Annotated in this window: 17 protein-coding genes; 7 read left to right on the top strand and 10 right to left on the bottom strand. The window is 66.1% G+C overall.

All coding sequences use genetic code 11. The annotated features are described in order from the left end of the window. Window positions 1-7: 7 nt before the first annotated feature. Genes AB0L63_RS03140 through AB0L63_RS03120 form a run of 5 tightly spaced genes read right to left on the bottom strand, consistent with a single transcriptional unit; the run spans window position 8 to window position 6,105 of the window. Complete coding sequence (locus AB0L63_RS03140; RefSeq protein WP_364493667.1) at window positions 8-820, bottom strand: CoA ester lyase; 813 nt, start codon at window positions 818-820, stop codon at window positions 8-10. After that, window positions 817-1,311: a MaoC family dehydratase gene (locus tag AB0L63_RS03135; RefSeq protein WP_364493665.1), complete on the bottom strand. Its 495-nt coding sequence runs from the start codon at window positions 1,309-1,311 to the stop codon at window positions 817-819. The genes AB0L63_RS03140 and AB0L63_RS03135 overlap by 4 nt, the downstream gene beginning before the upstream one ends. Beyond that, window positions 1,308-2,468, bottom strand: coding sequence for an acyl-CoA dehydrogenase family protein (locus tag AB0L63_RS03130; protein ID WP_364493663.1), 1,161 nt, complete (start codon window positions 2,466-2,468; stop codon window positions 1,308-1,310). Before AB0L63_RS03130 ends, AB0L63_RS03135 begins: the two co-directional genes overlap by 4 nt. Then, window positions 2,465-4,498, bottom strand: a complete 2,034-nt coding sequence (locus AB0L63_RS03125) for a biotin carboxylase N-terminal domain-containing protein (RefSeq protein ID WP_364493661.1) — start codon at window positions 4,496-4,498, stop codon at window positions 2,465-2,467. Before AB0L63_RS03125 ends, AB0L63_RS03130 begins: the two co-directional genes overlap by 4 nt. 5 nt (window positions 4,499-4,503) lie before the next feature. After that, a complete protein-coding gene (locus tag AB0L63_RS03120) occupies window positions 4,504-6,105 on the bottom strand; it encodes a carboxyl transferase domain-containing protein (protein ID WP_364493659.1) in 1,602 nt (533 codons plus the stop codon). 93 nt (window positions 6,106-6,198) lie between these two features. Between AB0L63_RS03120 and AB0L63_RS03115 the strand changes: the two genes are divergently transcribed. Next, on the top strand, window positions 6,199-6,807 hold the full coding sequence (locus tag AB0L63_RS03115; RefSeq protein ID WP_364493657.1) for a helix-turn-helix domain-containing protein: 609 nt from the start codon (window positions 6,199-6,201) through the stop codon (window positions 6,805-6,807). A gap of 143 nt (window positions 6,808-6,950) precedes the next feature. Here the strand turns inward: AB0L63_RS03115 and AB0L63_RS03110 are convergent, their stop codons facing one another. Together AB0L63_RS03110 and AB0L63_RS03105 are read right to left on the bottom strand one after the other, a co-directional pair. Continuing rightward, a complete protein-coding gene (locus AB0L63_RS03110) occupies window positions 6,951-7,697 on the bottom strand; it encodes a 3-hydroxybutyrate dehydrogenase (protein WP_364493655.1) in 747 nt (248 codons plus the stop codon). Next, entirely contained in the window at window positions 7,690-9,111 is a 1,422-nt protein-coding gene (locus AB0L63_RS03105; protein ID WP_364493653.1) for an MFS transporter, read from the bottom strand. Before AB0L63_RS03105 ends, AB0L63_RS03110 begins: the two co-directional genes overlap by 8 nt. Window positions 9,112-9,252: 141 nt before the next feature. Here AB0L63_RS03105 and AB0L63_RS03100 point away from each other — a divergent pair, with 141 nt between their 5' ends. After that, window positions 9,253-10,176: a LysR family transcriptional regulator gene (locus AB0L63_RS03100; RefSeq protein ID WP_364493651.1), complete on the top strand. Its 924-nt coding sequence runs from the start codon at window positions 9,253-9,255 to the stop codon at window positions 10,174-10,176. Between the two features lie 82 nt (window positions 10,177-10,258). On the opposite strand, the gene AB0L63_RS03095 is transcribed toward AB0L63_RS03100, so the two are convergent. Both AB0L63_RS03095 and AB0L63_RS03090 read right to left on the bottom strand, forming a co-directional pair. Beyond that, complete coding sequence (locus AB0L63_RS03095; RefSeq protein ID WP_364494018.1) at window positions 10,259-10,978, bottom strand: ATP-binding cassette domain-containing protein; 720 nt, start codon at window positions 10,976-10,978, stop codon at window positions 10,259-10,261. A gap of 30 nt (window positions 10,979-11,008) precedes the next feature. After that, on the bottom strand, window positions 11,009-12,067 hold the full coding sequence (locus AB0L63_RS03090) for an ABC transporter permease (protein ID WP_364493649.1): 1,059 nt from the start codon (window positions 12,065-12,067) through the stop codon (window positions 11,009-11,011). 130 nt (window positions 12,068-12,197) lie between these two features. Between AB0L63_RS03090 and AB0L63_RS03085 the strand changes: the two genes are divergently transcribed. Further along, on the top strand, window positions 12,198-13,436 hold the full coding sequence (locus AB0L63_RS03085) for a sensor histidine kinase (RefSeq protein WP_364493647.1): 1,239 nt from the start codon (window positions 12,198-12,200) through the stop codon (window positions 13,434-13,436). Between the two features lie 11 nt (window positions 13,437-13,447). Next, complete coding sequence (locus AB0L63_RS03080) at window positions 13,448-14,065, top strand: response regulator transcription factor (RefSeq protein ID WP_364493645.1); 618 nt, start codon at window positions 13,448-13,450, stop codon at window positions 14,063-14,065. 177 nt (window positions 14,066-14,242) lie between these two features. Here AB0L63_RS03080 and AB0L63_RS03075 read toward each other — a convergent pair whose 3' ends face one another. Then, complete coding sequence (locus tag AB0L63_RS03075) at window positions 14,243-15,934, bottom strand: hypothetical protein (protein ID WP_364493643.1); 1,692 nt, start codon at window positions 15,932-15,934, stop codon at window positions 14,243-14,245. A 207-nt stretch (window positions 15,935-16,141) separates the two neighbouring features. Here AB0L63_RS03075 and AB0L63_RS03070 point away from each other — a divergent pair, with 207 nt between their 5' ends. Genes AB0L63_RS03070 through cobM form a run of 3 tightly spaced genes read left to right on the top strand, consistent with a single transcriptional unit; the run spans window position 16,142 to window position 17,645 of the window. After that, on the top strand, window positions 16,142-16,378 hold the full coding sequence (locus AB0L63_RS03070; protein ID WP_364493641.1) for a Scr1 family TA system antitoxin-like transcriptional regulator: 237 nt from the start codon (window positions 16,142-16,144) through the stop codon (window positions 16,376-16,378). Between the two features lie 55 nt (window positions 16,379-16,433). Beyond that, window positions 16,434-16,859, top strand: coding sequence for a PPOX class F420-dependent oxidoreductase (locus AB0L63_RS03065; RefSeq protein ID WP_364493639.1), 426 nt, complete (start codon window positions 16,434-16,436; stop codon window positions 16,857-16,859). Between the two features lie 21 nt (window positions 16,860-16,880). Beyond that, complete coding sequence (cobM, locus tag AB0L63_RS03060; protein WP_364493637.1) at window positions 16,881-17,645, top strand: precorrin-4 C(11)-methyltransferase; 765 nt, start codon at window positions 16,881-16,883, stop codon at window positions 17,643-17,645. The last annotated feature ends 120 nt before the right edge of the window (window positions 17,646-17,765 follow it).

Genomic DNA, 17,765 nt, shown 5'->3' with positions numbered 1-17,765 from the left:
TCGGAAATCAGGTGTGGTTCGTGCGTCGTACGATCTGCTCGGCCTGCCGCAGCACCGGGGCATCGACCATCCGGCCCTCGAATGCGAAGACGCCCCGGTGCTTCGAGACCTCATCGAGTACCCTTCGGGCCCAATCGATTTCGTCCTCCGACGGTGCGTAGGCCGCCCGAATGACCGGCACCTGGCTCGGATGGATCGCCACCTTGGCGTCGAAGCCGACCGCGACCGCGTCCAGTGCTTCGGCGCGCAATCCGTCGAGATCACGGATGTTCAGATACACCGAATCGAGCGCGAACTTGCCGTACGCCTTGGCCGCAAGCAGCGTGGTCGACCGAACATGACGTGCCACATCGCGATAGCTGCCGTCGGCATGCCGACTGGAGTTGCCGCCGAGCCCGGCGACCAGATCCTCCGCACCCCACATGACCCCGATCGCATTGCGCGCCGCTACCGCTCGCCCGACCGCCATTGCGCCGAGCGGCGATTCGATCAGTGCGATCACCTCGTAGTCGGCGAGTGCGCCGAGCTGTTCGGCGGATTCGGCCTTCGGCAGCATGAGCCGCCGATACTCGGTCCGCGCCATGGCCGCGAGATCCAACTCGTGCTCATCGGTGCCGACGGCATTGATCCGCACCACGGTGGTCTCGGGATCGAGCGGAGCCTCGATGAGCGCCTTGCGCGCCGCCGCCTTGTCTGCGGCCGCGACGCCGTCTTCGAGATCGATGATCACCACATCGGCTGCCGCGGCGGCCTTTTCGAAGCGTTCGGGGCGGTCGGCCGGGCAGAACAGCCAGGCCGGTCCTGGCATGTGCCAACTCATGCTGACTTCGGTTCCTTGCGTACCAGCGTCTTGCGTACCGCCGTGGCCACGATATCGCCGTGTTGATTGCGCGCCGTATGGGAAAAGGTGACGATGCCCTCGCCGGGACGGCTCTTCGATTCGCGCTTGTCGGTGACCACGGTTTCGGCATACATGGTGTCGCCGTGGAACAGCGGCTTCGGGAAGGCGATCTCGGAAAAGCCCAGGTTCGCGACGATCGTGCCCTGGGTCAGCTGCGCGACCGAGAGGCCGACCAGAGTGGAGAGGGTGAACATCGAATTCACCAGGCGCTGGTGGAACGGCGGCAGTTGATCACTGAAGGCCGCGTCCAGGTGTAGTGCCTGGGTATTCATGGTCAACGTGGTGAACAGGACGTTATCGGCCTCGGTAATCGTTCGGCCCGGCCGGTGCTCGTACACCACCCCGGTCTCGAACTCCTCGAACCACAGGCCGCGCTGCACCACCCGGCGTGGGGCGTCTGTCTCGGTCATAGGCCCAGCTCCCGTCCGATCAGCATCAACTGCACCTCCGTTGTGCCCTCGCCGATCTCCAGGATCTTGCTGTCGCGATAGTGCCTGGCCACCGCGTATTCGTTCATGAAGCCGTAGCCGCCGAAGATCTGGGTGGCATCGCGGGCATTGTCCATGGCCGCCTCACTGGCCACCAGCTTCGCGATGGAGGCTTGCTTCTTGAAGGGTTTGCCCGCCAGCATGAGCGCGGCGGCGTCGTAGTAGGCGGTACGCGCGGCGTGGGCGCGCGCCTCCATGCGGGCGATCTTGAAGGCGATGGCCTGATTGCGGCCGATCGTCTGACCGAAGGCCTCGCGTTCCTTGGCGTAGCGCACACTCTCGTCGACGCAGCCCTGGGCCGCTCCGACCGACAGTGCCGCGATGGCAATGCGGCCCTCGTCGAGGATGCGCAGGAAGTTGGCATAGCCGCGACCGCGTTCGCCGAGCAGATTCTCCTCGGGCACCCGGACATCGGTGAAGCTCAACGGATGGGTGTCCGAGGCATTCCAGCCGACCTTGTTGTAGGCGGGTTCGGCCACGAAGCCGGGGGTGTCGGTGGGCACGAGGATTGTCGAGATCTCCTTCTTGCCGCCCGACTGCCCGGTCACCGCGGTCACCGTCACCAGTCTGGTGATATCGGTTCCGGAGTTGGTGATGAACTGCTTGCTGCCATTGATGACCCATTCGCCGCTATCGGCGATCGCGGTGGTCCTGGTGCCGCCCGCATCGCTGCCCGCGCCGGGTTCGGTGAGGCCGAAGGCGGCCAGATTGCGGCCACTTGTCAACTGCGGCAGCCATTCCTGCTTCTGCTTATCGTTGCCGAAGCGGTAGATGGGCATGGCGCCCAGCGAAACACCGGCCTCCAGCGTGATCGCCACACTCTGATCGACCTTGCCGAGTTCCTCCAGCGCCAGGCACAGCGCGAAGTAGTCGCCGCCCATGCCGCCGTATTCCTCCGGGAACGGCAGGCCGAACAGACCCATATCGGCCATGCCCGCGACAACCTCGTACGGAAACGTATGGTTCGCATCGTGTTCGGCGGCTACCGGGGCGACCACCGACTTGGCGAAATCGCGCACGGTCAGTGCGAGGTCGCGGTAGTCCTCGGGCAGTGTGCCGGTGGACAGAAAGTCACTCATGCGGAAATTCCTTCTCGCTCGGCGGTTTCGGGTTCGGTGGGGGTGGCGGCGATGCGCACCAGCGGCTGGTCGAGGCGGACCTGCGTGCCCGGTTCGACCAGCACTTCGACGGTGCCCGCGACCGGTGCGGTGAGCGTGTGCTCCATCTTCATGGCCTCGACCACCACGACCGGGGCACCCACGGCGACGGCGGCACCGTTGGCAACCGGCACCGCGATCACCGAACCCGGCATGGGACTGCGGATTTCGGCGTCACCGACGTGTTCGGCGCCGCCGCGGACATTCACCTCGGCCACCTCGCGCAGCACCGAAACACCGGACGGCCCGGCCACCCAGAGCTGTCCGTCGTGCTCGGCGACGCGGTACTCCCGGCGCAGGCCGTCCAGTGTCACGACAAGCATGCCGTCGGTGAAATCGGCAGTGAGCGAGACTGATTCGCTGCTGTTGAGGTGCACCTCGGCGGCCTCGGGAGCGCCGGTCAGGTAGACGTGCTCGATGCGGTCACCGCCGGACAGCCTGATGGTGGTCGGCGCGGGTGTGCCGATGCGCCACCCGGACGGGATATCCCACGGATCGCTCGCCGCCGCGGGCCAGCGCCGCAGCCAGTGATAGGCAGCGGCGGCGATGAATTCGTCATCCCCGACCACGGCGGGCCGGAAGTCGCCGACGCGGCGATCCAGCAGTCCGGTATCGAGCTTCCCGGCGGCCACATCCTGGTCGGCCAGCAGGAAGCGCAGGAACTCGATATTGCTGGTGACGCCGAGCAGCACGGTATCGCTCAATGCCCGATCGAGTTTCGCGAGTGCGGTATAGCGATCGGCGGCATGCACGATGACCTTCGAGAGCATCGGGTCGTAGTCGCTACCGACGACGGTGCCGATGCGCAGGCCCGAATCCACCCGCACGCCGGCGCCTGCGGGCTCGGACAAATCGAGCACCGTGCCACCGGTGGGCAGGAAGCCGCGACCGGGATCCTCGGCGTAAACGCGCGCCTCGATCGCATGTCCGACGAGTCGCAGCTCATCCTGGTCCACCGCGAGCTTCTGCCCGGCCGCGATGCGCACCTGGCACTCCACCAGGTCGATCCCGGTGATCAGTTCGGTGACCGGGTGTTCCACCTGTAGGCGGGTATTCATCTCCATGAAGAAGAACTCGTCCGGCCGGTCGGCGGACACGATGAATTCGACCGTGCCCGCACCGACATAGTCGACGCTGCGCGCGGTATTGCACGCGGCCGCACCGATGCGGTCCCTGGTCGCGGCATCCAGCAGCGGCGACGGCGCCTCTTCGATGACCTTCTGATGCCGCCGCTGCAGGCTGCATTCGCGTTCACCGAGGTGGACGACATGACCGAATTGGTCGGCCAAGATCTGCACCTCGATATGGCGTGGCCGGGTGACGAATCGCTCCAGGAACAGAGTGTCGTCACCGAATGCCGCGGCCGCCTCACGCCGGGCGCTGGCCAGGGCGGCGGGCAAGGCCGATGGTTCCTCGACCAGCCGCATCCCCTTACCGCCGCCACCGGCCGACGGCTTGACCAGGACCGGATAGCCGATATCGGTCGCGGCGTCGATCAATTCGGCGTCGGTGAGACCCGGTCGGGCGATACCGGGGACGACGGGCACATCGAAGGCGGCGACGGTGTTCTTCGCCGCGATCTTGTCACCCATGATCTCGATGGCCCTGGCGGGCGGTCCGAGGAAGACGATGCCCGCCTCGGCCAGCGCGGCAGCGAAAGCGGCGTTCTCGGAAAGGAATCCGTAGCCCGGATGCACGGCCTTGGCCCCGGTGCGCACCGCCGCGGCGACGACCTTCTCGATATCGAGATAACTTTCCCGGGCCGGCGCCGGTCCGAGGCGCACCGCGGTATCGGCCTCGCGCACGTGCCTGGCCTGCGCATCCGCATCGCTGTAGACCGCGACGGAGCGAATCCCCATGGCGCGCAGGGTGTGGATGACCCGCACCGCGATCTCGCCGCGGTTGGCGACGAGCACGGTGTCGAAATCGATGGGATGGGATTTGTTCATCATAGCGATCACATCCGGAAGACGCCGTAGGAAACGGGTTCGAGCGGTGCCTGCGCACACACCGAAAGGGCAAGTCCGAGTGCGGTTCTGGTGTCGGCGGGGTCGATGACACCGTCATCCCAGAGTCGTGCGGTCGAGTAGTACGGATTGCCCTGATGTTCGTACTGTTCCCGAATCGGCGCCTTGAACGCCTCCTCGTCCGCGGCCGACCACGGCGCTCCGCTGCTGTCGAGTTGATCTCCGCGCACCGTCGACAGCACCGAGGCGGCCTGCTCACCGCCCATCACCGAAATTCGCGCATTGGGCCACATCCACAGAAAGCGCGGCGAATACGCGCGCCCGCACATAGAATAGTTGCCCGCGCCATACGATCCGCCGATCACCACGGTGAGCTTCGGCACGCGCGCGCAGGCCACCGCGGTGACCATCTTGGCGCCGTGTTTGGCGATACCACCCGCCTCGTAATCGCGCCCGACCATGAAACCGGTGATGTTCTGCAGGAACAGCAAGGGAATCTTGCGCTTATCGCACAGTTCGATGAAATGCGCGCCCTTCATGGCGGATTCGCTGAACAGCACACCGTTATTGGCGATGATGCCGACCGGATGGCCGTGGATGCGGGCGAATCCGGTGACGAGCGTCTTGCCGTATTCGGCCTTGAATTCGTGGAATCCGTCGTCGCCGTTGTCGCCGCCGTCGACCAGCCGGTGGATGACCTCGCGCACGTCATATGGTGTGCGCAGATCGACGGGGACCACGTCGTACAGTTCGGACTCCGGCTTCGCCGTCGCGACGGTCGGTGTCACCTCCCACGGGGCGGTCGGGCGCGGGCCGAGCGTGGCCACGATACGGCGCACGATGCGCAGCGCGTCCTGGTCGTCTTCGGCCAGATGATCGGTGACTCCGGAAGTGCGCGAATGCAATTCGCCGCCGCCCAGTTCCTCGGCGGTGACCACCTCGCCGGTCGCGGCCTTCACCAGCGGCGGTCCGCCGAGGAAGATCGTGCCCTGATTGCGCACGATCACTGCCTCGTCGCTCATCGCGGGCACATACGCACCACCGGCGGTGCAGGAACCGAGTACCGCGGCGATCTGCGGTATGCCCTTGGCGCTCATCGTCGCCTGGTTGTAGAAGATGCGCCCGAAGTGCTCCCGATCCGGGAAGACCTCGTCCTGGCGTGGCAGGAACGCGCCGCCGGAGTCGACGAGATACACACACGGTAATTGGTTCTGCAATGCGACCTCTTGGGCGCGCAGATGCTTCTTCACCGTCATCGGGTAATAGGTGCCGCCCTTGACCGTGGCGTCATTGGCCACGATCACGCATTCCCGCCCCGAGATCCGGCCGATGCCGGTGATGATGCCGGCGCCGGGACATTCGTCGTCGTACATGCCGGTCGCGGCCAGCGGCGAGAGTTCGAGGAACGGGCTGCCCGGATCGAGCAGCTGATCCACCCGCTGCCTGGGGAGCAGCTTGCCACGGGCCACATGCCGTTCGCGCGCCTTCGCGGGCCCGCCGAGTGCCGCGGTGGTCAGCCGGGCGCGCAGATCCGCCAGTAGCGTCCCATGTGCCGTGCGATTGTCGACTCCGACCTGTTCGGTCACCGTCATCCCGCCGTCCTGCCATCCAGTTAGTCGCCGATAACTGGAATTCAGGTTAATGTTGATTAACCGAGATGTCCAGATGTACCGAAAGGAGCGGGTGTGACCAGCATCGACCCCGTCGCGCTCACTCGCAGGGAACAGCTGAAACTGCAGCGAAGGGGGCAGCTGCTCGATGCGGGTGCCCGGCTCATCGCCGATCGCGGATTTTTCGGCATGCGCCTGGACGACCTCGGCGCGGCGGTCGGAATCAGCGGCCCTGCGGTCTACCGGCACTTCCCGAATAAGGAGGCGTTGCTGGTCGAACTGCTCGTCGGGGTCAGTCAACGGCTGCTCGACGGTGGCAAAGCGGTGGTGGCGGGGACCGAATCGGCGCGCGAGGCGCTGTGCGGGCTGGTCGATTTCCATCTGGACTTCGCGCTCGGCGAGCCCGAACTCATCCGGATTCAGGACCGCGACCTCGAGAATGTGCCGGCCGGCCCCAGGCGCGAACTGCGCCGCACCCAGCGTCGGTACGTCGAGATCTGGGTGGCGGTGCTGCGGCAATTGCATCCGGAACTGCCGGAGGAAACCGCGCGGGTGCAGGCCCACGCGGGCTTCGGCTTGATGAACTCCACGCCGCACAGTGCGACCAACGCCACCGCTACCCGGGCCCGGCCGATACTGCGTCGCATGGCGCTGTCCGCAATGGGTCAGGCTGCGCTGGGCTGATCGATCGCTCACCCCTTTCACAGCCGAGTCGTCGAAGCGCATACGACGCAGTCGTTTGTCTCGACGGCTCGGACGCGAGACAGCAGGGGGCCGCGAACCCGCCGCGCCGCAGGCGCGGCAAATCCAACACGGCCCCGCCAGGATCACCGCGCTGTCCACCCGCCGTCCATGGTGTAGGACGCGCCGGTGACCATGCCCGCATTCGGCGAGGCGAGCCAACCAACCAGGGACGCGACCTCTTCCGGTTCCACCAGACGCTTGATCGCGCTCTCGGTGAGCAACACCCGCTCCAGCACCTGCTGCTCGTCGATGCCGTGCGCCTTGGCCTGATCGGCAATCTGCTTGTCCACCAACGGTGTTCGGACATAGCCGGGATTGACGCAATTGCTGGTGACGCCGTGACGGCCGCCCTCGAGCGCGGTCACCTTGGACAGGCCCTCCAGTGCGTGCTTGGCCGTCACATACGCGACCTTGTATTCGGACGCGCGCAACCCGTGCACCGAGGACAGATTGATGATCCGCCCGAAGCCGCGTTGATACATCCGCGGCAGTGCGGCGCGGATCAGCAGGAACGGCGCTTCGACCATGAGGGTCATCAGGTTCCGGAATCGCTCCGGTGGGAAGTCCTCGATCGGGTTGATGCTCTGTACTCCGGCGTTGTTCACCAGGATGTCCACGTCCAGGGTGAGTTGTTCCAGTGCCGTGACATCGAGAAGGTTTATGGCCCAGGCTTTTCCGTCGATCTCGGCCGCGAGTGCCTTCGCACCGACGTCATCGATATCGGCGATGGTGACGGTGGCGCCGCGTGCCGCGAATTCTCTGGCGCAGGCGGCGCCGATGCCGCTTGCGCCGCCGGTGATCAGGGCGGAACGTCCGGTCAGATCACTCATGTGAGCTCCGCTCCAGGTTGTCGGCCGGCGTTGCCGGAATGGGTGCCGCTTGTGCGGCAAGGGTTTTCGCGTCGGCGGTGTCGAGGCTCTCCAGCGCGATACCTTTCGTTTCGCGGGCGAACAGGACCGCGATCGCGGTGATCGCCGCGGCAGCGGCCAGGTACAGGGCGATCGGCACCGCTGAGTTGTAGGTATTGAGCAAGCGCACAGCGATGATCGGGGCGAGCGATCCGGCCACGATCGAGGTGACCTGATAACCGAGGGAGACACCGGAATACCGCATCCGGGTCGGGAACATCTCGGCCATGATCGCGGGCTGGCCCGCATACATGAAGGCGTGGAATATCAGGCCGATAATGATCGCGGACATGATGATCACGTTGTGACCGCTGTCCATCATGGGGAACGCGAAGAAGCCCCAGGTGCCCGCGGTGAGCGCACCGACCAGATATACCGGCCGCCTGCCGAAGCGATCGGAGAGGCTGCCTGCCAACGGAACCATGACGAAGTGCACGGCATGGGCGGCCAGCAGCCACCAGAGGATGACCTTGGTATCGACGTGCACATGCACCTTGAGATAGGTGATGGTGAAGGTGACCACCAGGTAGTAGAGGATATTCTCGCCGAACCGCAGACCCATGGCGGTGAATACACCGCGCGGGTAGCGCCGCAGCACCTCGACGACACTGAGCGAGTTTGCCTTGATCTGTTCGATTTCCTGCTGTGCCGCAACGAAAATGGGCGCGTCGGTGACTTTGGTGCGGATGTAGTAGCCGACCAGCACGACCACCGCGGACAGCCAGAAGGCGACCCGCCAACCCCAGCTCAGGAAGGCCGCGTCGGATAGCGTCGAGGTCAATGCGAGCAGCGCGACCGTCGCCAACATATTGCCCAGCGGCACCCCGGCCTGCGGCCAGCTCGCCCAGAAACCGCGGCTTCTGTTCGGACTGTGTTCGGCCACGAGCAATACCGCGCCACCCCATTCGCCGCCGACCGCGAAGCCCTGGATGAATCGCAGAACGACCAGCAAGGTCGGTGCCCAATAACCGATTTGAGCGAAGGTCGGCAGACAGCCCATGAGGAAAGTCGCGCCGCCGACCAGCACCAGGCTGAACTGCAGCAGCTTTTTGCGGCCGTATTTGTCACCGAAATGTCCGAAGACGACTCCGCCCAACGGACGTGCGGCGAAGCCGACGGCGTAGGTGATGAAGGCGGCGAGGATCGCGTCGAGATCGCTGGTGCCCTTGGCGAAGAACACCTTGCTGAAGACGAGCGTCGCCGCCGTGCCGTAGAGGAAGAATTCGTACCACTCGACCACGGTGCCCGCCATGGACGCGGCCACCACCCGCCTCAGCCCGGCCGGTATCCCGCCGGGATCGTTTGCCGTCGGCGGCTTCACATCGCGCACACTCATCGAACATCTCCTTCATGACCGGGGGCACATCCGGCAACAAGATGTGACGGCCCCCACATGTCGTGGTCAGGACGAGTATTCGTGCACGTATCTTCGGCCGCAATGACCAGTTGTGCAGTGCACATCTGCAAGAATGCAGATATGAGTACGGTCGCCTCGGGCCCCAACCGACCCAGTGCGGATGATTTGCTGGTTTTGCTGGCCGTGGGGCGGTCCGGGCGTTTCGTATCCGCCGCCGAGGAGCTCGGGATCAACCACACCACCATCTCGCGCCGTATTGCCGCACTGGAGCAGACACTGGGCGGGCGGGTGCTCACCCGGGTGACCGGTGGTTGGGAATTGACCGAACTCGGGCGGGAGGCATTGGCGGCGGCCGAGGCGGTGGAGTCCGCGGTCAAGTCGCTGGCTACCGATGCCGATGGCACTCGGGTGCTCGAGGGTGTGGTCCGGATTTCGGCGACCGACGGATTCAGTGCCTATATGGCCGCGCCGGCCGCTGCCGAGGTGCAGCGGCGGCATCCGAAGATCTCCGTCGAGGTCGTCGCGACGACCCGTCGCGCGTCCCAGCAGCGTTCGGGTCTGGATATCGAAGTAGTGGTGGGCAAACCGCAAGTGCACCGCGCCAGGGCAATTCGGTTGGCCGATTACTGCCTCGGGCTCTACGGTTCGCGTGACTATCTCCGTGAACGCGGGACACCGACGGCAATAGCGGATCTCGCGCGCCACTCGCTGGTCTACTTCATCGATTCGATGCTGCAAGTCGACGATCTGGACCTGGCCTCCAGTTTCGCGCCCGCGATGCGTGAATCCGTGACTTCCACCAATGTTTTCGTGCACGTCGAAGCGACCCGCGCGGCCGCGGGCATCGGTCTACTGCCCTGCTTTATGGCCGATCGGCACGACGACCTGATTCGGGTGCTCGGCAAGGAAGTCTCCGTTCGGCTCACCTACTGGCTTGTCGCCCGCACCGAGACATTACGCAGGCCCGAGGTGGCGGCGGTCGTCGACGCGATTCAGGTTCGGGTGCGCGATCAGCGGAGTGTTTTGCTCGGTTTATCGATGTAATCGCTCGATAGCCGGCCTGATCGAAATGTTCTGCGCATCGTGCCGTGGCCACCGACAGGAAATCCGAGCGGGCGAGCAGGTTTCAGGAGGGCTCGTCCGGGGTCAGGGTGCCATCGGTCATGCGGTAGACGGCATTCATCTGGTGGAGGTGGGTGCGGTCGTGGGTTACCAGGAGGGTGGCGGCGTTGTGGGTGCGGGCTACGGTGAGGATGAGTTCGATGATGGCGGCGCCGCGTTCGGTGTCCAGGGCGCTGGTCGGTTCGTCGATGACGAGCAGGGCCGGGGCGTTCATCAGGGCGCGGGCTATGTTGACGCGTTGGCGTTGGCCGCCGGAGAGTTGGGCGGGGCGTTTGGCGTAGTGGTCGGACAGGCCGACGGCGTCGAGTAATCCCATTGCCTTGGTTCGGGTTTCGCGGCGTTCAGCGCGCGAGGTGAAGAGGCGCTGGCCGAGGTGGGACATGGCCTCCAGTTGTTCGACAGCGGTCAGGGCTGGGATGAGGTTGGGCTGTTGGAAGACGATGCCGATGGACGAGCGGCGTACGGCGGCGGCTTCACGACGGGTCAAAGTAGTGAGATCCACTGTGCCGTCAGAGGTTTCGAGGGCTATGTGGCCGGAGTCGGGGCGGATCAGGGTGGAGACCACGGCGAGCAGGCTGGATTTTCCAGAGCCGGAGGGGCCGGTGATCGCGGCGATGGTGCCGCCGGGGACGTGCAGGTTCACCTCGTTCAGCGCGGTGAGGCGGCCTGCGCCGTCCGGGTAGGTGAGGGTTGTTTCGCTCACGGTGAGAGCGGTTTTCGTCATGGTTGTGGTGGTCATGGGTTACTCCGGAGATCAGCGGGCCGCGCCGAGGGCGGTCAGCGGGTCGGTGGTGAACAGGAAGCGCAGGGCGAAGGCGGCGCCGAGCAGACCGAGGACGATCAGGGCCGCCGCCGGGAAAAGGGTTGTCGAAAGGCTGAGCACGAAGGGCAGCGCGTCACCGATGAATAGTGCTGCGGCAATGGTGATTCCGAGTCCGACCGCGACACCGGCGGTCAGCACGATGGCCGCTTGGGCGAGGGCGTCACGGACCAGCGCGCCGGATGTCGCGCCGAGTGCCTTCAAAGTCGCGATATCGGGCATGCGCTGCACCGTCCACACGGTGAAGAATGCGCCGATCACCAAGGCCGAGATGGCGAACAGCAGCACCGTCATCAGTGTCAGCGAACCGTTTTCGGCCTGATAGGAACTCAATGCCGATAGCGATCCGGAGACGCTGGTCGAGGTCGTGTGCGCAGATGAGTTGACGGCGGCGGTATCCGGGATGTCGGATACGGCGAGCACCGTGGCGGCACCACCGCGCGGACTCACCGATTGCCAGTCGGCGAGCGTCATCCAGACGACGGGGGTGTGGCTGTACCAATCGTCGCCCTGCACCGCCGCCACCCGGAAGGTGCCCGCGCCGAGTGTGACGGTGTCACCGGCGATGGCATCGAGGGCCTTGGCCGCGCCGGTGCTGAGCACAATGGTGCCGGGATCGGTTGCGACACGGTTGCCGACTGCGGTTCCGGCGGTACCGAACAGTGCGACCTGGGCGGGCTTGCTCGCGCCCGGCCCCGAGACCGCACCCTGCGCCCGGCTGATGCCGATCGGGTCCACGGTGGTTGCGGCGGCCTGCCAGGTCTTGACCTGCTGCTCGGTCAGCGCGGAGGTGTCGAAGGAGGGATCCGCGCCGTTATCGGCGAAGACCAGGGCATCGGCGTGGATCGCATCGATGGCCGAGATGTTCTGGTGCGCGAGTCCGGCGGTGAGACCGCTGAGGAAACTCACCAGCAGCGCCACCAGCGTGACGACCAGTGTGATGAGCAGAAAACGGCCGCGTGCGGCCCGCAGATCTCGGAGTGCGACGAACATGCCATCAGCTTGCCGGGCGCCCGCGCCCCCGCCATCGCGCACGCGGAGGAATGCGCCCCGATCGAACGTTGGTCGGTGTTTTACGCCTTTCGATGGATGCCGCCCGGATAGCCGCACATAAGCTGGCAACGTGCATTCGTCGCCGTTCACACCTGTCTTCACCGCGCTGCGGCTGGGGCTGCATGTCCTGGTGACGACGCTGGCCGTGGTCGTCGCGGTGCGCGCACTGCTGCCGGGCGCCGAACATCGACTCGGCGTCGTTACGCTGACCGTGGCGTTCCTGGCTGTGTACTTCGCGGGTGCGTTGGTCGGCCGCCGCCCGGCGGGCATCGGCAGCTGGCTGGCGGTGCTGACGGTGCTGTGGCTCGGCCTGGTGGTGCTCGCACCCGATGCCGGATATCTCGCATTCGGAATGTTCTTCCTCTACCTGCACCTGCTGCCACGCCCATGGAGTCTGCTCGCGGTCGGCGCGGCCATGGTGGTGGCGGTGCTCGGTTTCGGGGTGCATCGCGGCTGGTCGGTGGCGGGTGTGATCGGGCCGATGATCGGTGCGGCCGTCGCGGTGGGAATCGGGCTCGGTTATGCGGCGATGTTCCGCGAATCCGCCGAACGTCAGCGCCTGATCGACGAATTGCTCAGTACCCGAGCAACTCTCGCGGACCAGGAGCGTACGGCGGGTAAGTTGGCCGAGCGTGAGCGGCTGGCGCAGGAGATCCACGACACTGTCGCGCAGGGGTTGAGCAGCATTCAGCTCCTGCTGCACGCCGCGGAGCAGTCGGCACCAGATCATCCCGCGCTGCAACAGATTCGGCTGGCCCGCGAGACGGCGGCGGAGAATCTGGCCGAAACCCGAAGGCTGATAGCGGAATTGACCCCCGCCGCCCTGGAGGGGCAGAGCCTGGCGCAGGCGCTCGAGCGCATCTGTCGACGCGCGCAGACTCCGGAAATGCTGACCCAGATGGTCGTCGAGGGCACCCCGGAGCGCCTGCCTATGCCCGTCGAGGCCGCACTGGTTCGGATCGCGCAGGGGGCGGTGTCGAACGTGGTGCGCCACGCGGGCGCGAGCCGGATGCGGTTGACCCTGACCTACGCCGATACCGATGTGTACCTCGACGTGGTCGACGACGGAACAGGCATCGATCCCTCGGTGCTCGACCGCGCACCGACGGGCACCTTCGGGCTGGCCGCCATGCGTAGTCGCGTCGAACAGCAGGGCGGCACAATGGCGGTCGAGTCCGAGCCCGGTCACACCGCGGTCACCATCTCGTTTCCGCTCGAGCCGACAGCCACGGAATCCGGTTCCGACGCAGTCGATTCCAGCCCGTCCGCGGCCGCCTCGGGCCAGGGCACACCACAGGCAACCGACTAGGAGCACCGTCTATGATTCGCCTACTCCTGGCCGACGACCACGCCATCGTGCGCGCGGGCCTGCGCGCATTACTGGACAGCAATGCCGACATCACCGTCGTCGGTGATGCGGCGACCGCCGAGGCCGCCGTCGCCTTCTGCGCTACCACCCCGGTCGACCTGGTGCTGATGGATCTCAGCTTCGGCCCCGGCCGTTCCGGCGTCGATGCGACCGCCGAATTGCGTGCGCTCGCACAGCCGCCCAATGTTCTGGTCGTCACCAACTACGACACCGATGCCGACATTCTCGGCGCCATCGAGGCCGGAGCCTGCGGGTACATCCTCAAGGACACCCCACCGGTGGAACTGCTCGCGGCGGTGCGCTCGGCGGCGGCGGGGGACAGCGTGCTCTCGCCCGCGGTAGCCTCCAAGCTGATGACCCGCGTGCGCCGCGCCGACACCACCCTGAGTCCGCGCGAAATCGAGGTGTTGCGCCTGGTGGCCGATGGCAGCTCGAACCGGGAGATCGCCAAGGAACTCTTCCTCAGCGAAACCACCGTCAAATCCCACCTCGTACACATCTACGCCAAACTGGGCGTCCGCTCGCGCACCTCCGCCGTCGCCCGCGCCCGCGAACAAGGCGCCATCTGAACAGCCGCGGGCAGTATTCGGCGATGCGCGGCCCGCCGGGCGCGGAACATGGACGTAGGGCTGGCGGATGGCCTCCGTTCGGATCCCGCAGTGCGCGAATTCCTCTCTCACTCCACGACCAACAGAGCATTGCACTACTGGCCGGCGCCGGATCTCTGGCCTGGGGACCTCACCTGTCTAATCTTGTCGTCGGGGTTGGTCCGGCACGGTCGATCTCGGCCGTGCCAGAACGGTTTCCACCGGTATGGCCACGAATCCGTAACCGACGACCACGATTCGATCGCCAGCCGGGCTCCAGTACAAGGATGGGTAGCTGTCCTGGTCGTCGAACAACTCCGGCGGAAGCGGGATGTGCGTGCCGTCCTCTGGGAAGTAAAGCACCCCGATATCACCGTCGTCGTTGTTGCCGAACTTCAGCAGCAGACCGCCTTCCGGTCCCGGGCGAACGGCCATCACATTCGTCCACGCCTCGACATGCCGGATCGGTGTGCCGCCGCGATGGATCTCGTGCAGTTCGCGACCCGAGAGGTAGTAGAAGCCGTCCGCCCCGGCGGGCACCCAGGTGAACTCGACGTGCGAGCTCTGCGCGCCCATCTCGAAGGCGCGGATGCAGCCGGTGCCGGCGGCGTCGAGTTCGTAGCCGTTTCCGTCCCAGATCAATACGGTGCCACCGTCCGCCAGCCGTGCGGCTCCGGTCATGGGACGCTCGGCGTCGCCGAGTACGCTCTTCACCACCGCCGCGTCCAAGATTCCCGGAATCTGTTCCCACGCACCGGATTCCGCGAGCCACAGCGGGCCGGGCAGCGGGTCGCCGACCTTCATGCCGCCGAACCGCAGCAGGTGCCTCTGCACCTCGTGAAACACCACGGGCCGTTCGTCGAGGAAGTAGCACTCATGGGCGTAGAGGTCGGCCTCGCCCGGTCCCTTGGCCGGCAGTACCCGTGGCTCGTCCTCGGATCCGTCCACCAGGATCGGCACGAACACGCGTGGTCGCGCCTTGGTGTCGACGGTGGAGTGCGCCAGCCACCCGCCCGTGGGGGACTTCGCCGCCGATACCCAGAATTCGTTGCGCCGCAAGGCCAATCGCGGCGGCCACGCCTCGAGATCCCACAGCTCCACCCGCGGCCGAGTGCCATCGCTGTGCGACAGCAGGAATCCGTCGACGATATCGTCGAGGACGCTCGCAATCGGCGAGGACGGCGCGGTTTCCACTGCCGCGGCCGGTGTCCCGTCGTTCCCCAGGTACTGCGCCCACATCAGTTCCGGATCCCCTGGGAATTCGCCTGCCGCCGGCACCGCGAGATCGGTTGCCTCCCAATACCCGAGCTTGCGATCGGCCGCCGCCCGTAGGGTCGCCACCATCCCTCGGTACTTCCGCTGACTTCCCTTCGGCAGCGGCGCGAGTTGCACCTCCACCCACGCCAGCACCTCGGCGACATGGTCGGCGGGCACGTAGAGCCCCGTCGAGTAGTTCCCACTGAACCACCCCCACGGGAACCGCCCACTCAATTGCGGATGCGCCGCGACGACTTCAGCGAACAGCCCGTTCGGCGAGTACTCCGGCTTCGGTGCGAACTCCTCCGGGAACACCCGCCCCGCTTCGACCGCCAGGCTCAGCGCCTGCCCCCGCTCGTACCGGTATGGGAGCATCGAGGCGCTGAACATGACCGCGGCCACGCAGACGGCCTCCGCCGCCGCCCGCCCGTCCTCCCCCGACAGCAGTTTCCGCACTTGCCGCCACACGTCCTCAGCCCCCGGATGCACTCGATCCAATGCCGTCGGCTCCGCAGAAGTTCCGAGCAGCCGCGGCACGAACCGCTCCCGGATCGCGGCCTCGTCCACCAGATGCAGTGTGCAGTCGTATCCCACGCGCTCCTCTATCTCTCGTCTCAGTGCCTCACATACAACCACTCGCGTACGACACCCGCGCGGCCCGAAAAATGGTGTCGCTCTCCGCGTCCCACTGCCACCTTTGTTCGTGCGATGGTGCCGCCGTGAGCGTTCGGCAGCACATCTTCGCCTGGGATTCGACCGCGGTGACGGTGCGGCCGACGAACTCGGCCAACCCAGTTGTCCGTGCGGCCGCACGCGCGTCTGTCATTTCATCTGCTTTCTCGGACGCGAGACCCAGCACCATTGACGGTGGATCTGGTGCTCGACGAGGCGGTCATGCGGCGCATTGTCGGTGGCCCCAAGATGATGTCCGCGCAGCTCCGCCACCTGGCAGAGCTTCCACATAACGTGCGGGTGCAGGTGCTCCCTGCGGTGCGTACCCGCGCCGTCGCCCGCGCCCGCGAACAAGGCGCCATCTGAACAGCCGCGGGCGGTATTCGGCCCGTCGCGCGGGATATGGACCTAGAGTTGGCGGATGGCCTCACTCTCGGATCCCGCAGTGCGCGAATTCCTTTCTCACGGCACCCGAACCGCAAAGGTCGCGCTCGTGGCCGCCGATGGACGCCCGATCGTAACGCCGGTCTGGTTCATCCTCGAGGGTGACGAACTGGTCTTCAATACCGGCAAAGCCACGGCCAAGGGCAAGGCCTTCGCCCGCGATCCGCGCATCGCGATGGTGGTCGACCTCGAGGAAGCGCCGTACTCGTCCATTCAGCTTCAGGGCACCGTGACCCTGTCCGAGGATCCCGACGAACTCCTGCGCACCGCCACCGAGATCGGTGGCCGCTACATGGGCGCGGACCGCGCGGAGGAATTCGGCAAGCGCAATGGCGTCCCGGGCGAACTGGTGGTCCGGCTGCGCCCGACCAAGGTGATCGCCCACTTCGACGCGACGGCCTGAGCCCGCCATAGACTCACCCCAATGACCGTGCACTTCATCGGGGCCGGGCCGGGCGCTGCGGATCTGCTGACCGTCCGTGCGGTCGAACTGCTGCGCACCACCCCCGTCTGCCTCTACGCGGGCACCTACCTGGACCCCGAGGTGCTGGCGCACTGTGCCCCCGATGCCGAACTGATCGACACCCAGCACCTGGACATCGACCAGATCACCGAGTACCTGGTGCAGGCCCACCGCTCCGGTAAGGATGTCGCCCGCCTCTGCTCCGGCGACCCTTCCATCTATTCGGCCCTCACCGAACAGACCCGCCGCCTCGACGCCGCGGACGTGCCATGGGACGTCACCCCCGGCGTCCCCGCCTACGCTGCCGCGGCCGCCCTGCTCGGCACCGAGCTGACCGTCCCCGAAGTGGTCCAATCGGTGGTCCTCACCCGCACTCGGGCCCAATCCACCGCCATGCCCGAATCTGAGAGCCTCGCGAACTTCGCCCGGACACAGGCCACGCTGGTGCTGCATCTGGCCATTAGCCGAATCCGCCCGCTGGCGGCCGAGCTGATTCCGGCCTACGGCGCCGATTGTCCGGCCGCGGTGGTCTACCGGGCCAGCCAACCCGACCAACTGGTCCTGCGCGGCACCCTCGGCGATATCGCTGACCAGGTGGAATCCGCGGATCTGCGCCAAGCCGCCGTCATCCTCGTCGGCCGCGCCCTCACCCCGAATCTGGACTGCGCCCAGTCCCATCTCTACGACCCGGCCCGCGATCGCCACCGACCTTCGCAAGCAGTGTGAGATCAGTGACAGTCACCCAGCAAACTTGCGATGATCCCCCGGCCTGGGGTGATGTTGCCCAGCTATGGGAGCTGATTGGTCGGGGGGCGAGGGCGACGGTAGATTGTCTCGGTGATCTGG

It is taken from the genome of Nocardia sp. NPDC051990, assembly GCF_040680755.1.
In the GTDB taxonomy this organism is placed as follows: domain Bacteria; phylum Actinomycetota; class Actinomycetes; order Mycobacteriales; family Mycobacteriaceae; genus Nocardia.
This window is presented reverse-complemented; position numbering and strand designations above follow the sequence as displayed.